This window comes from Chitinimonas prasina (genome assembly GCF_030160395.1).
GTDB classification, from domain to species: Bacteria; Pseudomonadota; Gammaproteobacteria; order Burkholderiales; family Chitinimonadaceae; genus Chitinimonas; species Chitinimonas prasina.
The window spans coordinates 492,382-509,561 of sequence record NZ_BSOG01000001.1 but is presented as its reverse complement, the minus strand read 5'-3'; the positions used below and the strand labels follow the sequence as shown (position 1 = coordinate 509,561).

At 64.5% G+C, this 17,180-nt stretch carries 16 protein-coding genes; 6 read left to right on the top strand and 10 right to left on the bottom strand.

The annotated features are described in order from the left end of the window. Nucleotides 1–159: 159 nt before the first annotated feature. The 5 genes from QQK16_RS02545 to QQK16_RS02525 all read right to left on the bottom strand — a co-directional run bounded on the left by QQK16_RS02545 (nt 160) and on the right by QQK16_RS02525 (nt 5,477). Complete coding sequence (locus tag QQK16_RS02545) at nt 160–960, bottom strand: NUDIX hydrolase (RefSeq protein ID WP_284194850.1); 801 nt, start codon at nt 958–960, stop codon at nt 160–162. Next, nucleotides 957–1,709, bottom strand: a complete 753-nt coding sequence (locus QQK16_RS02540) for a substrate-binding periplasmic protein (protein ID WP_284194849.1) — start codon at nt 1,707–1,709, stop codon at nt 957–959. The genes QQK16_RS02545 and QQK16_RS02540 overlap by 4 nt, the downstream gene beginning before the upstream one ends. Nucleotides 1,710–1,891: 182 nt before the next feature. Beyond that, nucleotides 1,892–3,922: an ATP-dependent DNA helicase RecG gene (gene recG / locus QQK16_RS02535; RefSeq protein ID WP_284194848.1), complete on the bottom strand. Its 2,031-nt coding sequence runs from the start codon at nt 3,920–3,922 to the stop codon at nt 1,892–1,894. Further along, nucleotides 3,919–4,614: a tRNA (N6-threonylcarbamoyladenosine(37)-N6)-methyltransferase TrmO gene (gene tsaA / locus QQK16_RS02530; RefSeq protein WP_284194847.1), complete on the bottom strand. Its 696-nt coding sequence runs from the start codon at nt 4,612–4,614 to the stop codon at nt 3,919–3,921. The genes recG and tsaA overlap by 4 nt, the downstream gene beginning before the upstream one ends. Beyond that, the gene (locus QQK16_RS02525) at nt 4,611–5,477 is read right to left on the bottom strand and encodes a Rossmann-like and DUF2520 domain-containing protein (protein ID WP_284194846.1); all 867 of its coding nucleotides are present in this window, start codon (nt 5,475–5,477) and stop codon (nt 4,611–4,613) included. The genes tsaA and QQK16_RS02525 overlap by 4 nt, the downstream gene beginning before the upstream one ends. A 376-nt stretch (nt 5,478–5,853) precedes the next feature. Between QQK16_RS02525 and QQK16_RS02520 the strand changes: the two genes are divergently transcribed. Together QQK16_RS02520 and xth are read left to right on the top strand one after the other, a co-directional pair. Next, the gene (locus QQK16_RS02520; RefSeq protein WP_284194845.1) at nt 5,854–6,351 is read left to right on the top strand and encodes a glutaredoxin family protein; all 498 of its coding nucleotides are present in this window, start codon (nt 5,854–5,856) and stop codon (nt 6,349–6,351) included. Nucleotides 6,352–6,417: 66 nt separating this feature from the next. Next, nucleotides 6,418–7,188: an exodeoxyribonuclease III gene (gene xth / locus QQK16_RS02515; protein WP_284194844.1), complete on the top strand. Its 771-nt coding sequence runs from the start codon at nt 6,418–6,420 to the stop codon at nt 7,186–7,188. Between the two features lie 143 nt (nt 7,189–7,331). Here xth and QQK16_RS02510 read toward each other — a convergent pair whose 3' ends face one another. Beyond that, entirely contained in the window at nt 7,332–8,243 is a 912-nt protein-coding gene (locus tag QQK16_RS02510) for a DMT family transporter (protein WP_284194843.1), read from the bottom strand. 133 nt (nt 8,244–8,376) lie between these two features. On the opposite strand from QQK16_RS02510, the gene QQK16_RS02505 reads away from it, so the two are divergent. The 3 genes from QQK16_RS02505 (at nt 8,377) to QQK16_RS02495 (ending at nt 11,961) form a co-directional block, all read left to right on the top strand. Then, the gene (locus QQK16_RS02505) at nt 8,377–9,288 is read left to right on the top strand and encodes a LysR substrate-binding domain-containing protein (RefSeq protein ID WP_284194842.1); all 912 of its coding nucleotides are present in this window, start codon (nt 8,377–8,379) and stop codon (nt 9,286–9,288) included. A 78-nt stretch (nt 9,289–9,366) separates the two neighbouring features. Then, on the top strand, nt 9,367–11,250 hold the full coding sequence (locus QQK16_RS02500; RefSeq protein ID WP_308446977.1) for a S9 family peptidase: 1,884 nt from the start codon (nt 9,367–9,369) through the stop codon (nt 11,248–11,250). Between the two features lie 180 nt (nt 11,251–11,430). Then, a complete protein-coding gene (locus QQK16_RS02495; protein ID WP_284194841.1) occupies nt 11,431–11,961 on the top strand; it encodes a GNAT family N-acetyltransferase in 531 nt (176 codons plus the stop codon). On the opposite strand, the gene QQK16_RS02490 is transcribed toward QQK16_RS02495, so the two are convergent. The 4 genes from QQK16_RS02490 to QQK16_RS02475 form a co-directional block, all read right to left on the bottom strand. After that, a complete protein-coding gene (locus QQK16_RS02490) occupies nt 11,947–12,432 on the bottom strand; it encodes a tetratricopeptide repeat protein (RefSeq protein ID WP_284194840.1) in 486 nt (161 codons plus the stop codon). The genes QQK16_RS02495 and QQK16_RS02490 overlap by 15 nt on opposite strands. Before the next feature lie 43 nt (nt 12,433–12,475). Next, a complete protein-coding gene (locus tag QQK16_RS02485) occupies nt 12,476–14,941 on the bottom strand; it encodes an ABC transporter permease (protein WP_284194839.1) in 2,466 nt (821 codons plus the stop codon). Next, a complete protein-coding gene (locus QQK16_RS02480) occupies nt 14,938–15,513 on the bottom strand; it encodes a hypothetical protein (RefSeq protein ID WP_284194838.1) in 576 nt (191 codons plus the stop codon). The genes QQK16_RS02485 and QQK16_RS02480 overlap by 4 nt, the downstream gene beginning before the upstream one ends. Nucleotides 15,514–15,575: 62 nt before the next feature. Continuing rightward, entirely contained in the window at nt 15,576–16,301 is a 726-nt protein-coding gene (locus QQK16_RS02475; protein WP_284194837.1) for an ABC transporter ATP-binding protein, read from the bottom strand. Here QQK16_RS02475 and QQK16_RS02470 point away from each other — a divergent pair. After that, complete coding sequence (locus QQK16_RS02470; protein ID WP_284194836.1) at nt 16,291–16,899, top strand: arylesterase; 609 nt, start codon at nt 16,291–16,293, stop codon at nt 16,897–16,899. The genes QQK16_RS02475 and QQK16_RS02470 overlap by 11 nt on opposite strands. Nucleotides 16,900–17,180: the final 281 nt, after the last annotated feature.

The following is a 17,180-nucleotide window of genomic DNA, read 5'->3' as shown; positions in this document are numbered from 1 at the left end:
GCATTCTTGGCCTGTTCAAACTGGCGACGACCATACGGCTTCGCCCGGTTGACCATTCGCCTTTGATCTAACAATGGCGTAGAAGGCCAGTCTCTCCGACATTGGTTCCACTATCGATAGCGACTCGCAGCGCTCGCGCCTTCGACTCGACCCCAACCCTCAACACTCCCCATCCAGCCACCGCCCCAGCCAAGCCACCGTGACCGCCGCGGCATCCCAGGTCATGGCGCCCAACTGCTCGGCCACCTGCGGGGGCTGTAGTAGCTGGAACTGGCTGACCTCGCCGTCGGTGTTGACCGGGGCGAAGTCGTCGGGCAGGGGTAGGTCGTAGCAGTAGAGCAGTTCGTCGTGCACGCCGTCGGGCTCGCGCCGCTGGCTGCGCAGTATGCCTACCGGGCGGGCGAAGCCGGCCAACCTAGCTGGTACGCCGGCTTCTTCGGCCAGCTCGCGCTGCAGGGTGTCTTCTGGCGATTCGCCGCTGGCGATGCCGCCGGCGGTGAGGTTGTCGAGCTTGCCGGGGTCGACGCTTTTGTGGGTGGCGCGGGTGCCCAGCCACAGGCCGCCGTCTTCGATATAGCCGTTGACGTGGATGGCCCGGCTGCACAGGCCCAGGGTGCGGAAGGCGCTGCGCTCCAGGCTGAAGCGCACGCGGCCCCAGTCGTCCATCCAGTCGTAGCGTTCATCGCGCCAGCCTTTGATCCAGCCTTCGTCGCGCAATTGTTCGGCCAGTTCCTGCAGGGCGCGGCTGCGCATCAGCGGGCCGCCCAGCCTGGGGTCCAGCGCCAGGCCCCGGCCTTCGGTCAGGAACAGCTCGCTCTGCAGCAGGCGGTCGGCCAGGGCGGGGCTGACCCAGCCGGCAGCCAGGCCTTCTACTGCCCATGGCAGCAGCCCGGTAGTGTCGAACCGGGCCTGGGTCTGGCGCCAGTAGGCGATGCGGTCCAGCATCTCGTCGGCACTCATGGGGTGGGCTCCATTGGGCTGCGCTGGCGCAAGGGGGATATGACATAGCGCTTGAGTATGCGCTGCGGTTCTCCCTCGTTGTTCAGGGCGGCGGTGGCGCGGCTGAGCTGCTGCAAGGTGGCGGCGGGCAGCTTGGGGTTGGCGTAGAGGAATACGTCGGTGGTCAGGAACACAAAGGGCGGTGCCAGCAAAGGCTGCACAGCGGGTTCGGCATTCAGTGCGGGGCTCAGGCCGCCCAGCTCGCCGCACAGGCCATCCAGCCGGCCGGCCACCAGCATGCGCATGCCCTGGCGGTAGTCGCTGACTTCATACAGCCGGTGGCCTTTGCGTTGCAGCAGTGGGCAGGTGCCGTTGAGTCGGCCTATCAGGTAGGGCTTGAACTCCTCCAGCTGGCGTGGCTTGAGCGGCAATTGCGCACGATAGAGGATGACGCCTTCGAGCTGTGAAATGGTGCCCAGCTTGATCAGCCCCATCTGTTCGTCGAGCTTGAGGCTGCTGATGGCCAGGTCGATCTGCCGCCGCTGCAGCATGGCATAGAGCCTGGCGGTGGGGTAGAGGGTGTTCTGGTAGGGCAGGCCGGCGCGTTCGGCCACCCGGTTGGTCAGCTGGTAGAAGGCGCCATCGGCCTGCTTGTCGGCGCCCAGATAGCCATAGGGTGTGACATCCAGCGTGCCGAGCCGCAGGCTGGCCGCCTGGGCCCGTGCGGCTATCGTAAACAGCAGGCTGATAAGTAGCAGTCTGAAGAGCATGCGGTATGGCAGGGCCTGTTTATGGGCGATGCCGCCTGAGGGGCCGCCCTGGCCACTCGGCTTGGGCTCGGCGTTGGCAGGCGATGCTTGCTTTATAACGCAGTTGGGCCCTGTCCGTGCATAAGAAGCGGCTGATTTGCGCGCCCGCCACAATCCGCCGCGAGGGTGGCGGCGATGCCTGGCTAGGTCTTCAGCAGCTCTTCCCGCCCTGCCAGCCAGCGCGCCAGGTGGGCTTCGGCCACGGCGGGGGCTCGCTCCAGCAGCTGGCTGGCGACATCGCGAGCCTGCTCCAGCAGGTCGGTGTCGCGTTCCAGGTCGGCAAAGCGCAGCATGGGTACGCCGGATTGGCGGCTGCCCAGGAACTCGCCAGGCCCGCGTATGCGCAGGTCTTCGCGGGCGATGACAAAGCCGTCGGTGGTCTCGAAGATGACCTTGAGCCGTTGCTTGGCGACCTCGCCCAGGGGGCCGCTGTAGAGCAGCACGCAGCTGGATTCCAGCGCACCCCGGCCTACCCGTCCGCGCAGCTGGTGCAGCTGGGCCAGGCCCATGCGCTCGGCGTGTTCTATCACCATGAGTGTGGCATTGGGCACGTCCACGCCGACTTCGATGACCGTGGTGGCGACCAGCACCTGCAACTCGTTGCGGGCGAAGGCTGCCATGACTTCGGCCTTTTCTGCCGCCTTGAGCCGGCCGTGCACCAGGCCGACCTGGTACTCGGGCAGGGCTTCGGCCAGGGCGATATGGGTGTCGATGGCGGTTTGCAGTTCCAGTGCTTCGGATTCCTCGATCAGGGGGCAGACCCAATAGGCCTGGCGGCCTTCGTGCGCTACCTTGCGGACGAACTCGATCATCTCTTCGCGGCGGGCGTCGCTGACCAGCCGGGTCTTGATCGGGGTGCGGCCCGGTGGCAGTTCGTCGACCACGCTGACATCGAGGTCGGCATAGAAGCTCATGGCCAGGGTGCGGGGGATGGGGGTGGCCGACATCATCAGCTGATGGGGCGAGCCGCCCTTGCCGCGCAGGGCCAGCCGCTGGTGGACGCCAAAGCGGTGCTGCTCGTCGACGATGGCCAGGCCCAGTTGGGCGAAGGCGACCGACTCCTGGAACAGCGCGTGGGTACCGATGGCCAGCCGGGCCGCGCCGCTTTCGACCTGGGCAATGGCGGCGGCCTTGGCGCGCGGCTTGAGGGAGCCAGCCAGCCAGGCTACCTCTATGCCCAGCGGCGCCAGCCAGGCCGACAGCTTCTTGTAGTGCTGCTCGGCCAGGATCTCGGTGGGCGCCATCAGGGCGACCTGGTAGCCGGCTTCGATAGCGTCGAGCGCGGCCAGGGCTGCGACGATGGTCTTGCCGGCGCCGACATCGCCTTGCAGCAAGCGCTGCATGGGGTGGGGCGAGGCCAGGTCGTGGCGTATCTCGGCCAGCACTCTTTGTTGTGCGCCGGTCAGGCCAAAGGGTAGGGTGGCGATCAATTGCTGGGCGAGCGTGCCGGCGGCGCTGAGGATGGGCGCGGTCTGCTCGCGGCGGCGGCGGTAGGCCAGCCGCATCGACAGTTGCTGGGCCAGCAGTTCGTCGAACTTGAGCCGCAGCCAGGCGGCGTGAGTGCGTTCGGACAATGCCCGCTGGGCGATGTCCGGCGTGGGGTGGTGCAGCAGCTGCACGGCGGCGCCGAAGGGCATCAGCCCCAGGTCGTCCAGCAGCTTGGCGGGCAGGGTATCGCTCAGCTCACACTGTTTCAGCGCTTGCGCGATCAGTTTGCGCAGGGCTGGCTGGGCCAGGCCGTTGACCGTGGGGTAGACGGGGGTCAGCGATTCGGCCAGGCCGGTCTGCTCGCCCACGCTGCGTATCTTGGGGTGGACCATCTCCTCGCCAAAGAAGCCGCGGCGTATTTCGCCCAGCAGCCGGACGCGCCGGCCCAGGGCCAGTTGCTGCTGCTGGTTGGGATAGAAATTGAGCAGCCGGACATACAGCTCGCCGGTGGCATCGGCCACCCTGGCCACCAGTTGGCGGCGTGGCCGGTAGGTCACTTCGGCATGCACCACCGTGCCTTCCACCAGGGCTGGTGCGCCGACCGGGGCATCGACGATGGGGTAGAGGTGGGTTTCATCCTCGTAGCGCAAGGGCAGGTGCAGTACCAGATCAAACGCCCGCTTGATGCCCAGTTTGGCCAGGCGGGCGGCGGCCGCCTTGGGCAGGGTGGAAATATCCAGGCTCATGCAGGCAGTATGCTGATTACCAGGGCGCCGGCAGCATCGCAGCACCACAGTATGTTGAGATCGTACAGGGCCATGCCGTAGCGCCGTGTGGGGTCGTCGGCATAGCCGGGGCGGGGGTCCTGCGCCAGTACTTCGGCGATCAGGCTGCGCAGGCGGGGGTGCCGTGCCTGCAGGGCCAGCAGCTGGGCATCGGCTTCGGCCGAAAAACGCACCGGCAGCGGTTGGCCGCCATCATCGGCATAGCCGTTGGAGGCATCCGGCAGGGCATCGGCGTAAGCCAGGTAGGGCTTGATATCGAGTATGGGTGTGCCATCGAGCAGGTCGGCACCGGCCAGGTGCAGGCGCACGCCGTTGTCGGTCTCTATGCGCTCCAGCCTGGCCACGGACAGGCCTATGGGGTTGGGCCTGAAGGTGGAGCGGGTGGCGAACACCCCTACGCGCTGGTTGCCGCCCAGCTTGGGGGGGCGCACGGTAGGGCGCCAGCCCTGGTCTGCCGTGGCGTGGAAGACAAACACCAGCCAGACATGGCTGAACTGCGCCAGCTCCCGCACGGCGTCGGGGGTGTCGTAAGGGGGCAGCAGGTGCAGGATGGCCTCGGCTGACGGTGTCAGGCCGGGCTGGCGGGGGATGGCGAATTTTTCCTTGTAGCAGCTTTCTATCCGGCCTATGGCCTGCATGTTCCACTGGCTCATGGCTGTGCCTCCAGCAATGCTGCCAGGGCTTGGTGCTGGCCGGCATCGAGCTGTGCCAGTTGCAGTGCCAGCTGCCCCAGGCTGCGATAGGCCTGCGCCACGGCTGGGTCGAGCGCCTGGGTGGCGGCCAGTTGGCGGGCCACGGTGTGGGTGTCGCCCCGCGCAATGGGGCCGGTGAGGGCGGCATGGGTGCCGAGCCTGTCCAGATTGGCCAGGGTGCCCTGTACCAGTGGGCGCAGGGCGGGCCAGGCCTGTTCGCGGGGCACGCCGGCGGCGGCCATGCAGCGCAAGGCGGCCTCCATCAGGGCGACCAGATCGTTGCAGGCCAGCACGGCACCTGCGTGGTATAGCGTCTTGTGCTGGGCGGTAATGTCAAGGCGGTGGGCGCCGAGTACATCAAACAGCGGTGCCAGCCGTGTCAGGGCGATGGCGTCGCCTTCGCAGCCGCACCAGGTGCCGGCGAAATCCTGTATGGCCTGCGCGGGCTGGGCAAACGATTTGAGCGGGTGCACGCTGGCAACCCATACGCCAGCCGAACGCAGGGGGGCCAGTACCTCGCTGCCCACGGCGCCGCTGGCATGCAGTACCACGCTGTCGGCCGCCAGTATGCCGGCCTGTAGTAGCTGTGCGACCAAGCCGGGCAGGGCGTCGTCGGGAGTGGCCAGCAGGGTAAAGGCCGCTGCCGGCAGGTCGGACAGGGCCATGGCCTGGCCGGCGCCGATAAACGCAATGGCTTCGTCCACCATGGCCGGGCGACGGCCTGCCACGCCCTGCAGGGTGACAACGCCAGCATCGTGCCATAGCCGTGTCAGGCTACGTCCCAGGCGGCCGGGGCCGATCAGATTGAGGGTTGCAGGCGCCATGTGGCTCGTTCTGTGATTGGGGGCGGATAAGGCGCCAAGCCAGCACGGTGGCGGGCTACAGGGCGCTCCCAGAGGCCTCGCTTTCGTCGCGATACGGCGTTGCTCGTGAACAATTTCTCCTTACCTATCAACCATAGGTTGCGTCGAAATTGCTCACTCACGCCTTGTCTCGCTTAGAAATCGAGGTCTCTGGAAGTCCCTTGCAGGCGGATACGGTGGGATTATCGCACGCCTGTGCCGCTTGGCTGCGCTCTGCGGCATTGCCTATTCTGTAGACAGATGTGCATTATTTGTTTACGAAAGGCGTCGCCGTAACACCTTGTGAACGCGTATAATTCCATCGTCATCATTGGCTGCGCAATCTGGAGTACCCCTCATGAAGCTTACCGCCCTCGTCACACTTGGCCTGCTGTTGGCACTGCCGGTCGCGCATGCTGCCAAGGTTTACCAGTGGAAGGACGCAAACGGCAACGTGGTGTTCTCAGACCAGCCGCCACCCGGCCAGAAGACCGAGCAGCGCGAGATCAAGAGTAATGTGATACAGACCAGTGGCGGCAACTTTGCCACCCGCGAGGCCATACGCAAGAATCCGGTCACGCTGTGGAGCAATAGCTGTGGCGATACCTGTGATTCGGCCCGTGCGCTGCTGACCAAGCGCGGCGTGCCTTATTCCATGCGCAACCCGCAAGCCAGCAATGGCGAGATGGAAGAACTGAAGCGCATTGCCGGCGACACCGTGGTGCCGGTATTGCAGGTGGGCGGCAGCACGCTCAAGGGTTTTGAGGAAAACAGCTGGAGCAATGCGCTGGATGCGGCAGGCTATGGCAAGACGGCCGACCCTACGCTCAAGGACCAGGCAGCCAAGAAGCCTTGAGTGGCGAATACTGCTAACATCGAAACGGCGGCTCAGACCGCCGTTTTTTATTGCCGGATGAAAGCCATGCAAATCGCCACCTGGAATGTGAATTCCCTCAAAGTACGCCTGCCGCAGGTGCTGGAATGGCTGGCCGGCCGGCCCGAGCTGACGGTACTGGCACTGCAGGAAACCAAGCTGGAAGACCATGCGTTTCCTAAGGCCGAGATAGAAGCCGCCGGTTTTCATGTGGCCTATGTGGGGCAGAAGACCTACAACGGCGTGGCGTTGATTTCACGCGCGCCCCTGCTGGACGTGCAGTACAACCTGCCCAATTACGAAGACCCGCAAAAGCGGGTGATTGCCGCCACCGTGGATGGCGTACGCGTCATCGGCGCCTATGTGGTCAATGGCCAGGCGCTGGATTCAGAGAAGTATCCCTACAAGCTGGCCTGGCTGGATGCCCTGATCGCCTGGGTGGGCGAGCAATTGCAGCAGCATGGCAAGCTGGCCCTGGTGGGCGATTTCAATATCGCCCCGGAAGACCGCGATGTGCATGATCCGGCCAAGTGGTCTGGCGACGTGCTGGTCAGCCCGCCGGAGCGCGAGCGCTTCCAGCAGTTGCTGGACCTGGGGCTGGTGGACAGTTTCAGACTGTTTGAGCAGGCCGAGAAATCGTTTACCTGGTGGGACTACCGCATGATGGGCTTCCGCCGTAATGCCGGCCTGCGCATAGATCATGTATTGCTGTCGCGGCCACTGGCTGAGCGCTGCACGGCTTGCGAGGTGGACAAGGAGCCTCGCCGGGTGGAGCGACCCAGCGACCATGCGCCGGTGATTGCGACGCTGGCAGATTGAGCCTGGGTGCTGCCTGAGTGCTAGCCGTTGATGGGTGGTGGATCGGATTGCCACCGCTTGGGCAGGCAAAAAAACCGGCCCTAAGGCCGGTTGTCAGTATCGACGGGCTAGGCATCCCGACGAGGAGTTGGGGTTGGCGCCCTTCAGGCCGGATGCCGGCTGCGGGGGCGGAGACGCCGCAGCAGGCTGCGCCAGTCGGGCTCGAACAGGGCGATCAGGATGCCGGCGGTCAGTAGCAGGGCGCCTATCCAGTAATAGGCACCCAGCAGTTCGCCAAACATCAGCCAGCCCAGCAGTGGTCCGACGATCAGGCCGCTGAAGCAGCCGGTCTCGGCCAGTGAGGCATCGGCGGCGCGGTAGCCGAGTACAAAACACTGCATGCAGGCGATGCTGATGCCACCCAGTAGCAGCAGGCCCAGCCATTGGGTGGCGAGCAGGGACGGGACGGCAAAGCCAGCGAACAGGCCGAAGGCCAGCAATTGGCCCAGATAGGTCCACCAGATGATGGCCAGGGTGGACTCGCTATTGGCCCCGCGCTTGAGCAGCACGCCCAGTGCGGCATCGGCCAAGGCGCCAGTCAGTGCGGCCAGCAGGGCCCAATTCACGGCGCTGATTTCCGGTTGTGCCACAACCCATACACCCGCAAAACCGACTGCCACACCCAGCCAGCGCATGGGGCGTACGGCTTCGTTGAGGAAGATCAGGCCCAGCGGTATCAGCCAGATGGAGGTGGTGAGCGCGTAGACCGTGACCTCGCCCAGGCTGAGGTGGGCCAGGGCGTAGAGGGCACAGGCGGCCGAGAGGCTGGTGAAGACCATGCGGCCCAGGTGCAGCCCGGGTTTGCGGGTGCGGATGGCGGCGGCGCGCTGGCGCAGCGCGAAAGGGGCGATCAGCAGCAGGATGCACAGGGCGCGCAGAAACATGACCGTGGCCATGGGCAACTCGCCGCCCAGATGCTTGAACAGGGCATTGATGAAGGTGAATAGCGTCATGCCCAGCACGATCCACAGCACGCCACGGGTATTGCCTGAAAGGGCTGAGAGGTTTGCATGCATGGCATGGCTCCTTGGGCGGGTTGAGTGGCGTGGAATGGCGCCGAGAGCAAGCAATTTATGGCCTGTGGCAAAGCAGCACAAACGCCTTTTTGGCATGTAAGCTATGCGTTTTATGCATGGCTGGAGAAGGCTGATGAAACGCTTGCCGCCGTTGGATGCCTTGCATGTGTTCGCCATTGTGGCGCGCGAAGGCAATATGAGCCGGGCTGCCCAGGTCTTGCATGTGACCCAGAGTGCGGTGAGCCGGCAGGTGCGGCAGTTGGAGGAGTACCTGGGCGAGGTGCTGTTTGTGCGGCAGGCGCGGGGCATTGCCCTGACTGCCGTGGGGCGCCAGCTGCTGCCGGCGGTGGAGCAGGCCTTTGCCGGTTTGCTGCATGCGGTGGAGGGGCTATGCCAGCGGCCGGCCGACCTCAAGATCAAGCTGCCGCCTACCTTGGCCATACGCTGGTTCTTACCACGGCTGCCGGCCTTCCAGGGGCTGCACCCTGGCATCGAGGTGCGGATGAGCACGGCCTCGTTCAGCCGTATCCATTTCGAGCGCGAGGACTTTGATGCGGCCATCGTGGCCGGCAATCTGGGGCCGGGCGAGGGCTATAGCGAGGCGCTGTTTGCCGAGACCCTGGTGCCGGTGTGCGCGCCAGCCATGGCCGAACGCTTGCGCCAGCCGGCTGATCTGGCCGGCGAGGCACTGATACACCTGAGCCCGGACCATGCCGACTGGCGCCGCTGGTTGCGCCAGGTGGGCGTACAGCACCCGGCGCTGGAATCCGGCCCCAGTTTCGAGGTGATCGACATGGCGGTGAACGTGGCCAGCCAGGGCATGGGCGTGGCACTGGCCGACCCGGTGCTGATCGCCCACGACCTGCGTAGTGGCCGGTTGATTGCGCCTTTTCCGGCGCTGCGGATACAGACCGACTACCACTATTGGTTTGTCTGCCCACGAGGGCGGCAGCACGAGCCGGCACTGGCCGCGCTGCATGCCTGGCTCAAGGCCGAGATTGCCGATTCACTTGCTGCGTTAACGCCACAGCCTGCGCCACCTTAAGCGGTTTGATTGAGCATACTGATCGGTATGGTTATATTGCTGCATTCACCTATCCGGTGACTTACAGGAGGAGATTGCATGAAACGCGTGATTGCCGCAGGCCTAGGCGGCCTGATGCTGGCCCTACCCGGTGCTGCCTTTGCCAATGTCGTGACTGCACCCAAGATACCGGTGCGGGATTTCTTCAAGAATCCGGAAAAGACCAATTTCCAGCTTTCGCCCAACGGCAAGTACATCTCCTTTACCCAGCCGGTCGAAAACCGCCTGAATATCCATGTCATGCCCAGGGGCGGTGAGGCCAAGCGGCTGACCACGGTGAAGGACAGGGATATCCGGCAGTATTTCTGGAAGGGCGACGACCATCTGCTGTTCCTCAAGGACAATGGCGGCGACGAGAACTTCCATCTCTATGCGGTGGACCGCGATGGCAAGGCCACGCGTGACCTGACTCCGTTCGACAAGGTGCGGGTGGAACTGATCGATGATCTGGAAGATCATCCCACCGATGTGCTGATCGGCCTGAACAAGCGCAAGGCTGAGGTGTTCGACGCCTACCGGCTGAATGTGAAGACCGGCGAGCTGAAGATGGTGGCCGAGAACCCCGGCAACATCACAAGCTGGGTTACTGACCACAAGGGCGCCATACGCGTGGCCCAGAGTACCGATGGGGTGACCTCATCGCTACTCTACCGCGCCAATGAGAAATCGCCGTTCAAGACGATACTGACCACCAATTTCAAGGATTCGGTGGCGCCGCTGTTCTTTACCTTCGACAACAAGCGCCTTTATGCCGCCTCCAACCTGGGTCGTGACAAGGTAGCCATCGTCGAGATGGACCCGGCTACCGGCAAGGAACTGAAGGTGGTCTACCAGCGCGACGATGTGGATGTGGACGGCCTGCGCTACTCCAAGAAGCGCAAGGTGCTGACGGCAGCCACCTATGAGACCGCCAAGATGGAGCGGCACTTCTTTGATGACACCACTGAAAAGCTGATCAAGGGCCTGCAGGGCAAGCTGCCGGGGTATGAGATCACCCTGCAGGGCAACAAGAATGAAGATGCCTGGATAGTCTCGGCCTGGAATGATCGTACCCGTGGCACCCGCTACTACTACGACGCCAAGGCTGACAAGCTGGAAAAGCTGGCTGAAGTCACCCCCTGGTTGAACGAGCAGCAGATGGCCAGTACCAAGCCTATCAGCTATACCAGCCGCGATGGCTTGACCATACACGGCTACCTGACCCTGCCCCTGGGCAGCGAGGGCAAGAACCTGCCGGTGATCGTCAACCCGCACGGCGGCCCTTGGGCGCGTGACAGCTGGGGCTTCAACCCGGAGGTGCAGTTCCTGGCCAATCGTGGCTATGCCGTGCTGCAGATGAACTTCCGTGGCTCTACCGGCTACGGCAAGGCGTTCTGGCAGGCTTCGTTCAAGCAGTGGGGCAAGACCATGCAGGATGACGTCAGCGATGGCGTCAACCACCTGGTGAAGCAAGGCGTGGCGGACAGCAAACGCGTCTGTATCTATGGCGGCAGCTATGGCGGCTATGCCACCCTGGCCGGCCTGACCTTCTCGCCTGATCTGTATGCTTGTGGCGTGGATTACGTGGGGGTGAGCAATCTGTTTACCTTCATGAAGACCATACCGCCCTACTGGAAGCCTTATCTGGACATGATGTACGAGATGGTGGGCAATCCGGAGAAGGACAAGGCACTGATGGAGTCGGCCTCGCCGGTCTTCCATGTGGATAAGATCAAGGCACCTCTGTTGGTGCTGCAGGGCGCCAAGGACCCGCGCGTGAATGTGGCCGAGTCTGACCAGATCGTGGCGGCGCTGAAAAAGCGTGGCGTGGATGTGGAGTACATCGTCAAGGAGAACGAAGGGCACGGTTTTGCCAACCAGGAAAACCGCTTCGAGGCCTATGAGGCGATGGAGCGTTTCTTTGGCAAGCACCTGGGCAGCTAGGCCAGACCTAATGGCTAAGAGCGGAGAACAAAGCCCAGCGTAGCGGTTCTGGCTAGGCGTGCGAGCGATGACAGTACGTGGGTACGGCAAGCTCGCACAACAACGCCAGAAGGGTTTTGTTAGCCGCTCTAAGTAAGACGGCCGGCGCAAGCCGGCCGTTTTTCATGGGAAGGACGTACGATGTATTGGCTGGAGAGTGAGCGCCTGCTGTTGCGGCGCTGGGAGTCGGCGGACCTTGATGACTTTTGCCGGCTGACCGGCGATGCCGAGGTAATGCGCTGGGTGGGCGACGGCACAACGCTGGACAGGGCTGACACGGCAGTCTGGATTAAACGGGCGAATGCCAATGTGGCGCGCTGGGGCTTTGGTACCCATGCGGTATTGAAACGCGACGACAGGTCGGTGATAGGCTGGGCAGGCCTGATACATAGCGAGCAGGCGAGTGCTGCCGATAGCGCCGAGATTATCTATGCCTTGCGGCCGGACTGCTGGGGGCGGGGCTACGCCACCGAACTGGCGGCGGCCCTGCTGGCATGGGCCTGGCAGTATAGCGATCTGGTGCGCATCGTGGCCACCGTAGACCCTGCCAACGCGGCGTCACTGGCGTTGATGACCAAGCTGGGTTTCAGCCATGAAGGGGACGGGCTGGATGAGGATGGCCTGCCCGAGTCCCGTTTCGCTATCCACCGCCCGGCATCACTGGCCGGCTGAGCCAGCACTGCCAGTGCCGCCGCTAGCCTTGGCGGTATCGAGGGCGGCCTTGAGTTGGGCATATTCATTGCAGCCGGGGCCGCAGAGCTGAAACAGTGTTTGCAGCTCTGTCTCGGCGCGAGCCAGGTCGCCCAGTACGATATAGGCTTCGCCCAGGTATTCATGGGCGCCACGGTGCTTGGGGTCCAGGCTCAGGGCCAATTGGTAGTGGCGCAGCGCCTCGGGCAGCTTGCCCAGCTTGCGATAGGCATAGGCCAGCTGGTTCTGGCCGTTGGCGTCCTTGGGGGCGCGTTCAAGGTATTCCTGCAGCAAGCCTACAGCACGCTCATGCTGGCCCAGCCGATTGGCCGCCAGCGCGTCGCTGTAGTCCGGGTCGGGCTTGGCGTCATTCTCGTTGGACCAGCCGGCAGCCAGGCTGGTGGTGGCATACAGGGCGCAGGCGAGCAGGGCCAGGAGGAAGGTAGGGCGCATGGATGGGTTTCCGGTGGAGAAGGTGGCGCCGGGGCGCCACCGATTATCGCAATGCCCGCAGGGGCGGGGTCTTTAGCACCCTTGCCAGCAACGGTGCGGCAGCCAGGCGCGCAGCCAGGGCGCCGCTGATCAGGCCAAAAGGCAGGAGCCACCAGCTGATGCGGGCCGGCAGTTCGAACAACTGCTGCGAAGCCCCCGCGCCTATGCCCAGCGCCGCCGCAGCTGCCAGCAAGCCGGCCAGGCCGCCCACCAGCAGCAGTTCTGCGCTGGCAGCCTGCCGGACGGTCTTGCCCGAGGCGCCCAGGGTACGCAGGATGGCGGCCTCGCGCTTGCGCTCGTCATGGGTGGCCAGGGTGGCGGCGTACAGCACCACGATGCCGGCTGCCAGGCTGAAGGCGAATACCACCTCTACCGCCGACAGCACCCTGTCGAGTACGCCGCGTACTTCGCGCAGTATCACCGAGACATCGATGACGGTGATGTTGGGGAACTTGCGCGACAGCTCGGTCGAGAAGGTACGCTGGGCATCCGGCAGGTAGAAACTGCTGACAAAGCTGGCCGGCTGGCTCTCCAGCAGGGCGCGATTGCCCACCACGAAGAAGTTGACCCGGAAGGAATCCCAATCGACCCGCCGCAGGCTGGTGACCGGGGCCTTGAAGACCTGGCCGTCTATGGTAAAGGCCAGCTCGTCGCCCAGCTTGATGCCCAGGCGCTGGGCCAGGCCTTCTTCCAGCGACCAGGCGGGGGTGTTGTCGCTCAGGGGCACACCTGCTACCAGCCGGTTGTCGTTGCGCAGGCTGCCACCCCAGCTGAGGTTGAACTCGCGCTCGGCCAGGCGGCGGGCGCGTTCGTCGGGGTATTTGTCGGGCACCACCGGCTTGCCGGCAATGCTGTGCAGGCGGGCACGTATCATGGGGCCGAACACGGGCTCGGGCAGGCCGGCGCGCTTGAACTCGGCCAGGATGCCGGCGCGTTGCTCAGGCTGGATATTGATGGCGAAGCGATTGGGTGCATCGACCGGGACGGACTTGTCCCAGGCACTGAGCAGGTCGTTGCGCACCACCGTCAGCAGCATCAGCGCCATAAGGCCCAGCGATAGCGAGACGATCTGCGCCACGCTGAGTCCGCGTCGCCGGGCAACATTGGCAAGGCCGAAGCGCCAGCCCAGCTGGCCGGGCAGGGGCAGCTTGGGGGTGATCCAGACCAGGCACCAGGCCGCCAGGGTAGCCAGGGCTACCGTGCCGGCGAGGCCGGCCAACGCCAGACCGGCCAGGGTGGTGTCACCTGCCTGCCAGTAGATCAACCCGGCCAGCGCGGCCAGGCCCAGGCCAAAGGCCAGGGGGGCGTTCCCCGCCGGGGTGGCATCGCGCCGTAGTACCCGCAGGGGTGATACGCCCTTGAGCCTGAGCAGCGGGGGCAGACAGAAGCCGAACAGCAGCACCAGGCCGACTGCTGCGCCGGATAGCGCCGGCAAGGGGCCGGCTGGCGGCAGGGTGGTTTCGAACATGCCGGCCAGCAGGTGGGCTAGGCCGAATTGCGTCAGCCAGCCCAGGCCGATACCGGCGCTGATGGACAGCACGGCCATCAGGCTGTACTGGCGAAGGAACAAACCGATGATATTGCCTTGGGTCAGACCCATGGTACGCAGCAGGGCGACGGCATCGAGGTGGCGCTCCACATAGCGGCGGGCTGCCAGCGCAATGGCTGCGGCTGCCATGAAGACGCTGATCAGTGCAGACAGGCGCAGGAAGCGTTCCGCCCGATTGAGCGAGGTATTGATTTCGGGCCGCGCCTCGCGCACATCCTCCAGCCTTTGGCCGCGCTGCAGGCGGGGCTTGAGCCACTCACGCATGGCGGTCACCTGGTCGCGATCACCTGCCAGCAACAGCCGGTAGCGCACCCGGCTGCCAGGCTGGATCAGCCCGGTGGCGGGCAAATCGGCATCGTTGAACATGGCGCGGGGGATGAAGTTGTACAGATCCATCGCACCATCGGGCTCACGCGCCAGGATGGGGCCCAGGGTAAAGGCTTTTTCGCCCAGCTTCAGCGTGTCACCAGGCTTGAGCCCCAGCGAGCTGAACAGGCGCTGGTCGGCCCAGATGGTGCCGGGTGCCGGGCCGCCGCTTACTTTGGCCTCGCTGCCGTTCTGCAGCAGTCGGATATCCCCGCGCAGCGGATAGCTGGTGGAAACGGCCTTGACCGTGACCAGCTGGGCGTTGTCGGCCGTCTGCGCCATGCTGGGGAAGGTGGCGGTGGCACCCCGCATCAGCCCGCGCCGATCCGCTTCGGCCAGGAAATCGGCGGCGATGGGCTGGTCGGCATTCAGCACCAGATCGGCGGCCAGCAGTTGGTCGGCCTCGCTTTGCAGGGCACGGCCTACCCGGTCGGTAAAGAAGCCCACGCTGCTCATGGCGGCAATGGCCACCACCAGGGCAATGGCCATGACGGTCAGTTCGCCGGCAGTCAGATCGCGCTTGAGCCAGCGCCAGGCCAGGCCCCAGCCGTTCATGGCTTGGCACCCCAGGGGGCGGGCGGCAGGGCGACCGGCTTGGTCAGGTCGAAATCCACCCGGAAGCGCCGCTCACCCCTTTGCAATTGGTAGCTGTAGTGCTGGCCGGGCAGTATCTCCACCCGCCAGGTGTTTTCGGCTGCCGCTGGTATCAGCTTGGCCGTATGGGCATCGGCCGGGAAGGACTGCAGACTGGCTGTGCCGGCCTCGGCGGTGTCGCCGCCGTACTGGGTGATGCTGTCCTCGCTGCCATCGGCATGGCGATGATCATGCTTGAGCCGCAGCCCCTGGGCAGTACGGCTGATGACCCAGGTGCGGGAGTGGTCGTCGCCGACATGGAAGGGCACCCGTATGACCTCGGGGCTGCATTCGCGCACGTGCATGGTCAGCTTCTGTTCGCGGAAGCGGGTATCGTTGGGGTTGCCCTCCACCAGCCTGCCCTCGAAGGCCTTGCCACAGAGGCTGCTCAACTGGCGGAAGAAGGCATCGGCTGGTTTTTCCTCGGCAGCATGGGCGGGCAGGGCCAGCGCGCCAGCCATCAGGAGGGGCAAAAGGTGCTGGGAATGGGTCATGTCTCGGTCTTGTTCTGTTGTTGGGGCTGGTTAGCGTGCAGGTCTGGGGCGGCCGATGCCGCTCATACCCCGTCGCGTTCTATGACCTGGCCGCCGGCCAGCCGCAGGCGGGCGCCACAGCGTGCCGCCAGGCGTTCGTCATGGGTGACCAGCACCAGGGTGGTACCGGATTCGCTATTGAGGCTGAACAGCAGATCAATGATGCGCTCGCCGGTTTGGGTATCGAGGTTGCCTGTCGGTTCATCAGCAAACAGCAGCTTGGGCCGGGTGACAAAGGCGCGTGCCAGGGCCACGCGCTGCTGCTCGCCACCCGAGAGTTCCTTGGGGCGGTGCTGTACACGGCTGCCCAGGCCCACCCGCTCCAGCAGCGCCTGTGCTTCGCGGCGAGCCTCCTTGTGGCCGTTCAGCTCCAGCGGTAGCGCCACGTTGTCCAGCGCGGTCAGGGCGGGCAGCAGCTGAAAGCTCTGGAACACGAAACCCACATGCTCGGCCCTCAGCCTCGCCCGGCCGTCTTCGTCCAACTGCCCCAGCGTGTGACCAGCCAGGGTGACGCTGCCTTTGGTGGGGGAGTCCAGGCCGGCCAGCAGACCCAGCAGGGTGGACTTGCCCGAGCCGGATGCGCCGACGATGGCCAGGGTGCTACCGGGTGACAGGCTGAAACTCACGTCGTCCAGTATGGTCAGGGTCTCGTGGTCGAAACCTACTTGCTTGCTGAGACCCTGGGCCGCCAGAATGGGGCTACCTGTGGTTGATGATTCACTGTGAAGGAAATCTGGCGTGGCGCGCATTGTTCTGTTCTTGGGTTTGCTGATTAGTCTGTATACACCAACTGCCTGGGCGGATGGCCCCAAAACCTTGCTGGTGTACGGCGATAGCCTGTCGGCTGGTTACGGCATCCGGCTGGAAGCGGCCTGGCCCAGCCTGCTGCAAAAGAAGCTGGGGCCGGGCTGGCGGGTGATCAATGCCAGCCAGTCGGGAGAGACCACGGCAGGCGGCCTGACCCGTTTGCCGGCAGCCCTCAAGGCCCACAAGCCCGATGTGATCCTGCTGGAGCTGGGGGCCAACGACGGCCTGCGTGGCCTGCCGGTGGCGGCTGCCCGTGCCAACCTGGTCAGCATGATTGAGCAAAGCCGGGCCAGCGGCGCACGGGTGGGCTTGATCGCCGTGCGCCTGCCACCGAACTTTGGCGGCAGTTTCACGGCAAAGTTCGATGCCATGTTTGGCGATCTGGCCAAACAATACAAGCTACCCGCACCACCCTTCCTGCTGGACGGTATCGCAGACCAGCCGGCCCAGTTCCAGGCCGATCAACTGCACCCGGTCGCCGCTGCCCAGCCCAGGCTGCTGGACAATGTCTGGCCCATGGTCAGCAAGTTGATCAAGTAAGTTCGCTTAGCCAAGTTGCTGTAACCACTATTTACAGTGCATAGAGCCTGTTTACGATTTTTTCGCCCAGGCGTTCCGGGCAATGCCCGGAACCCGAAGGGCCGGACCGGAAAAGGGCCATGTACCGCGTTGGACTCCTTGGTAATAACCCGTTATTGCCTGCGTCGTCCGCCTTCTACCTGACTCTTTTCCGGCCCGGCACCGGGGTGAAAAAATCGTGAACAGGCTCTTACAATCAGACGCCTATGACGAGGCTGCGCCTGCCGAGATGGCCGCGGCGG

Bases quoted from the DNA above. Each gene is read 5' to 3' on its own strand.
- QQK16_RS02545 (WP_284194850.1), bottom strand. From the start codon at position 960: ATGAGTGCCGACGAGATGCTGGACCGCATCGCCTACTGGCGCCAGACC.
- QQK16_RS02540 (WP_284194849.1), bottom strand. From the start codon at position 1,709: ATGCTCTTCAGACTGCTACTTATCAGCCTGCTGTTTACGATAGCCGCA.
- recG (WP_284194848.1), bottom strand. From the start codon at position 3,922: ATGAGCCTGGATATTTCCACCCTGCCCAAGGCGGCCGCCGCCCGCCTG.
- tsaA (WP_284194847.1), bottom strand. From the start codon at position 4,614: ATGAGCCAGTGGAACATGCAGGCCATAGGCCGGATAGAAAGCTGCTAC.
- QQK16_RS02525 (WP_284194846.1), bottom strand. From the start codon at position 5,477: ATGGCGCCTGCAACCCTCAATCTGATCGGCCCCGGCCGCCTGGGACGT.
- QQK16_RS02520 (WP_284194845.1), top strand. From the start codon at position 5,854: ATGAAGCTTACCGCCCTCGTCACACTTGGCCTGCTGTTGGCACTGCCG.
- xth (WP_284194844.1), top strand. From the start codon at position 6,418: ATGCAAATCGCCACCTGGAATGTGAATTCCCTCAAAGTACGCCTGCCG.
- QQK16_RS02510 (WP_284194843.1), bottom strand. From the start codon at position 8,243: ATGCATGCAAACCTCTCAGCCCTTTCAGGCAATACCCGTGGCGTGCTG.
- QQK16_RS02505 (WP_284194842.1), top strand. From the start codon at position 8,377: ATGAAACGCTTGCCGCCGTTGGATGCCTTGCATGTGTTCGCCATTGTG.
- QQK16_RS02500 (WP_308446977.1), top strand. From the start codon at position 9,367: ATGAAACGCGTGATTGCCGCAGGCCTAGGCGGCCTGATGCTGGCCCTA.
- QQK16_RS02495 (WP_284194841.1), top strand. From the start codon at position 11,431: ATGTATTGGCTGGAGAGTGAGCGCCTGCTGTTGCGGCGCTGGGAGTCG.
- QQK16_RS02490 (WP_284194840.1), bottom strand. From the start codon at position 12,432: ATGCGCCCTACCTTCCTCCTGGCCCTGCTCGCCTGCGCCCTGTATGCC.
- QQK16_RS02485 (WP_284194839.1), bottom strand. From the start codon at position 14,941: ATGAACGGCTGGGGCCTGGCCTGGCGCTGGCTCAAGCGCGATCTGACT.
- QQK16_RS02480 (WP_284194838.1), bottom strand. From the start codon at position 15,513: ATGACCCATTCCCAGCACCTTTTGCCCCTCCTGATGGCTGGCGCGCTG.
- QQK16_RS02475 (WP_284194837.1), bottom strand. From the start codon at position 16,301: ATGCGCGCCACGCCAGATTTCCTTCACAGTGAATCATCAACCACAGGT.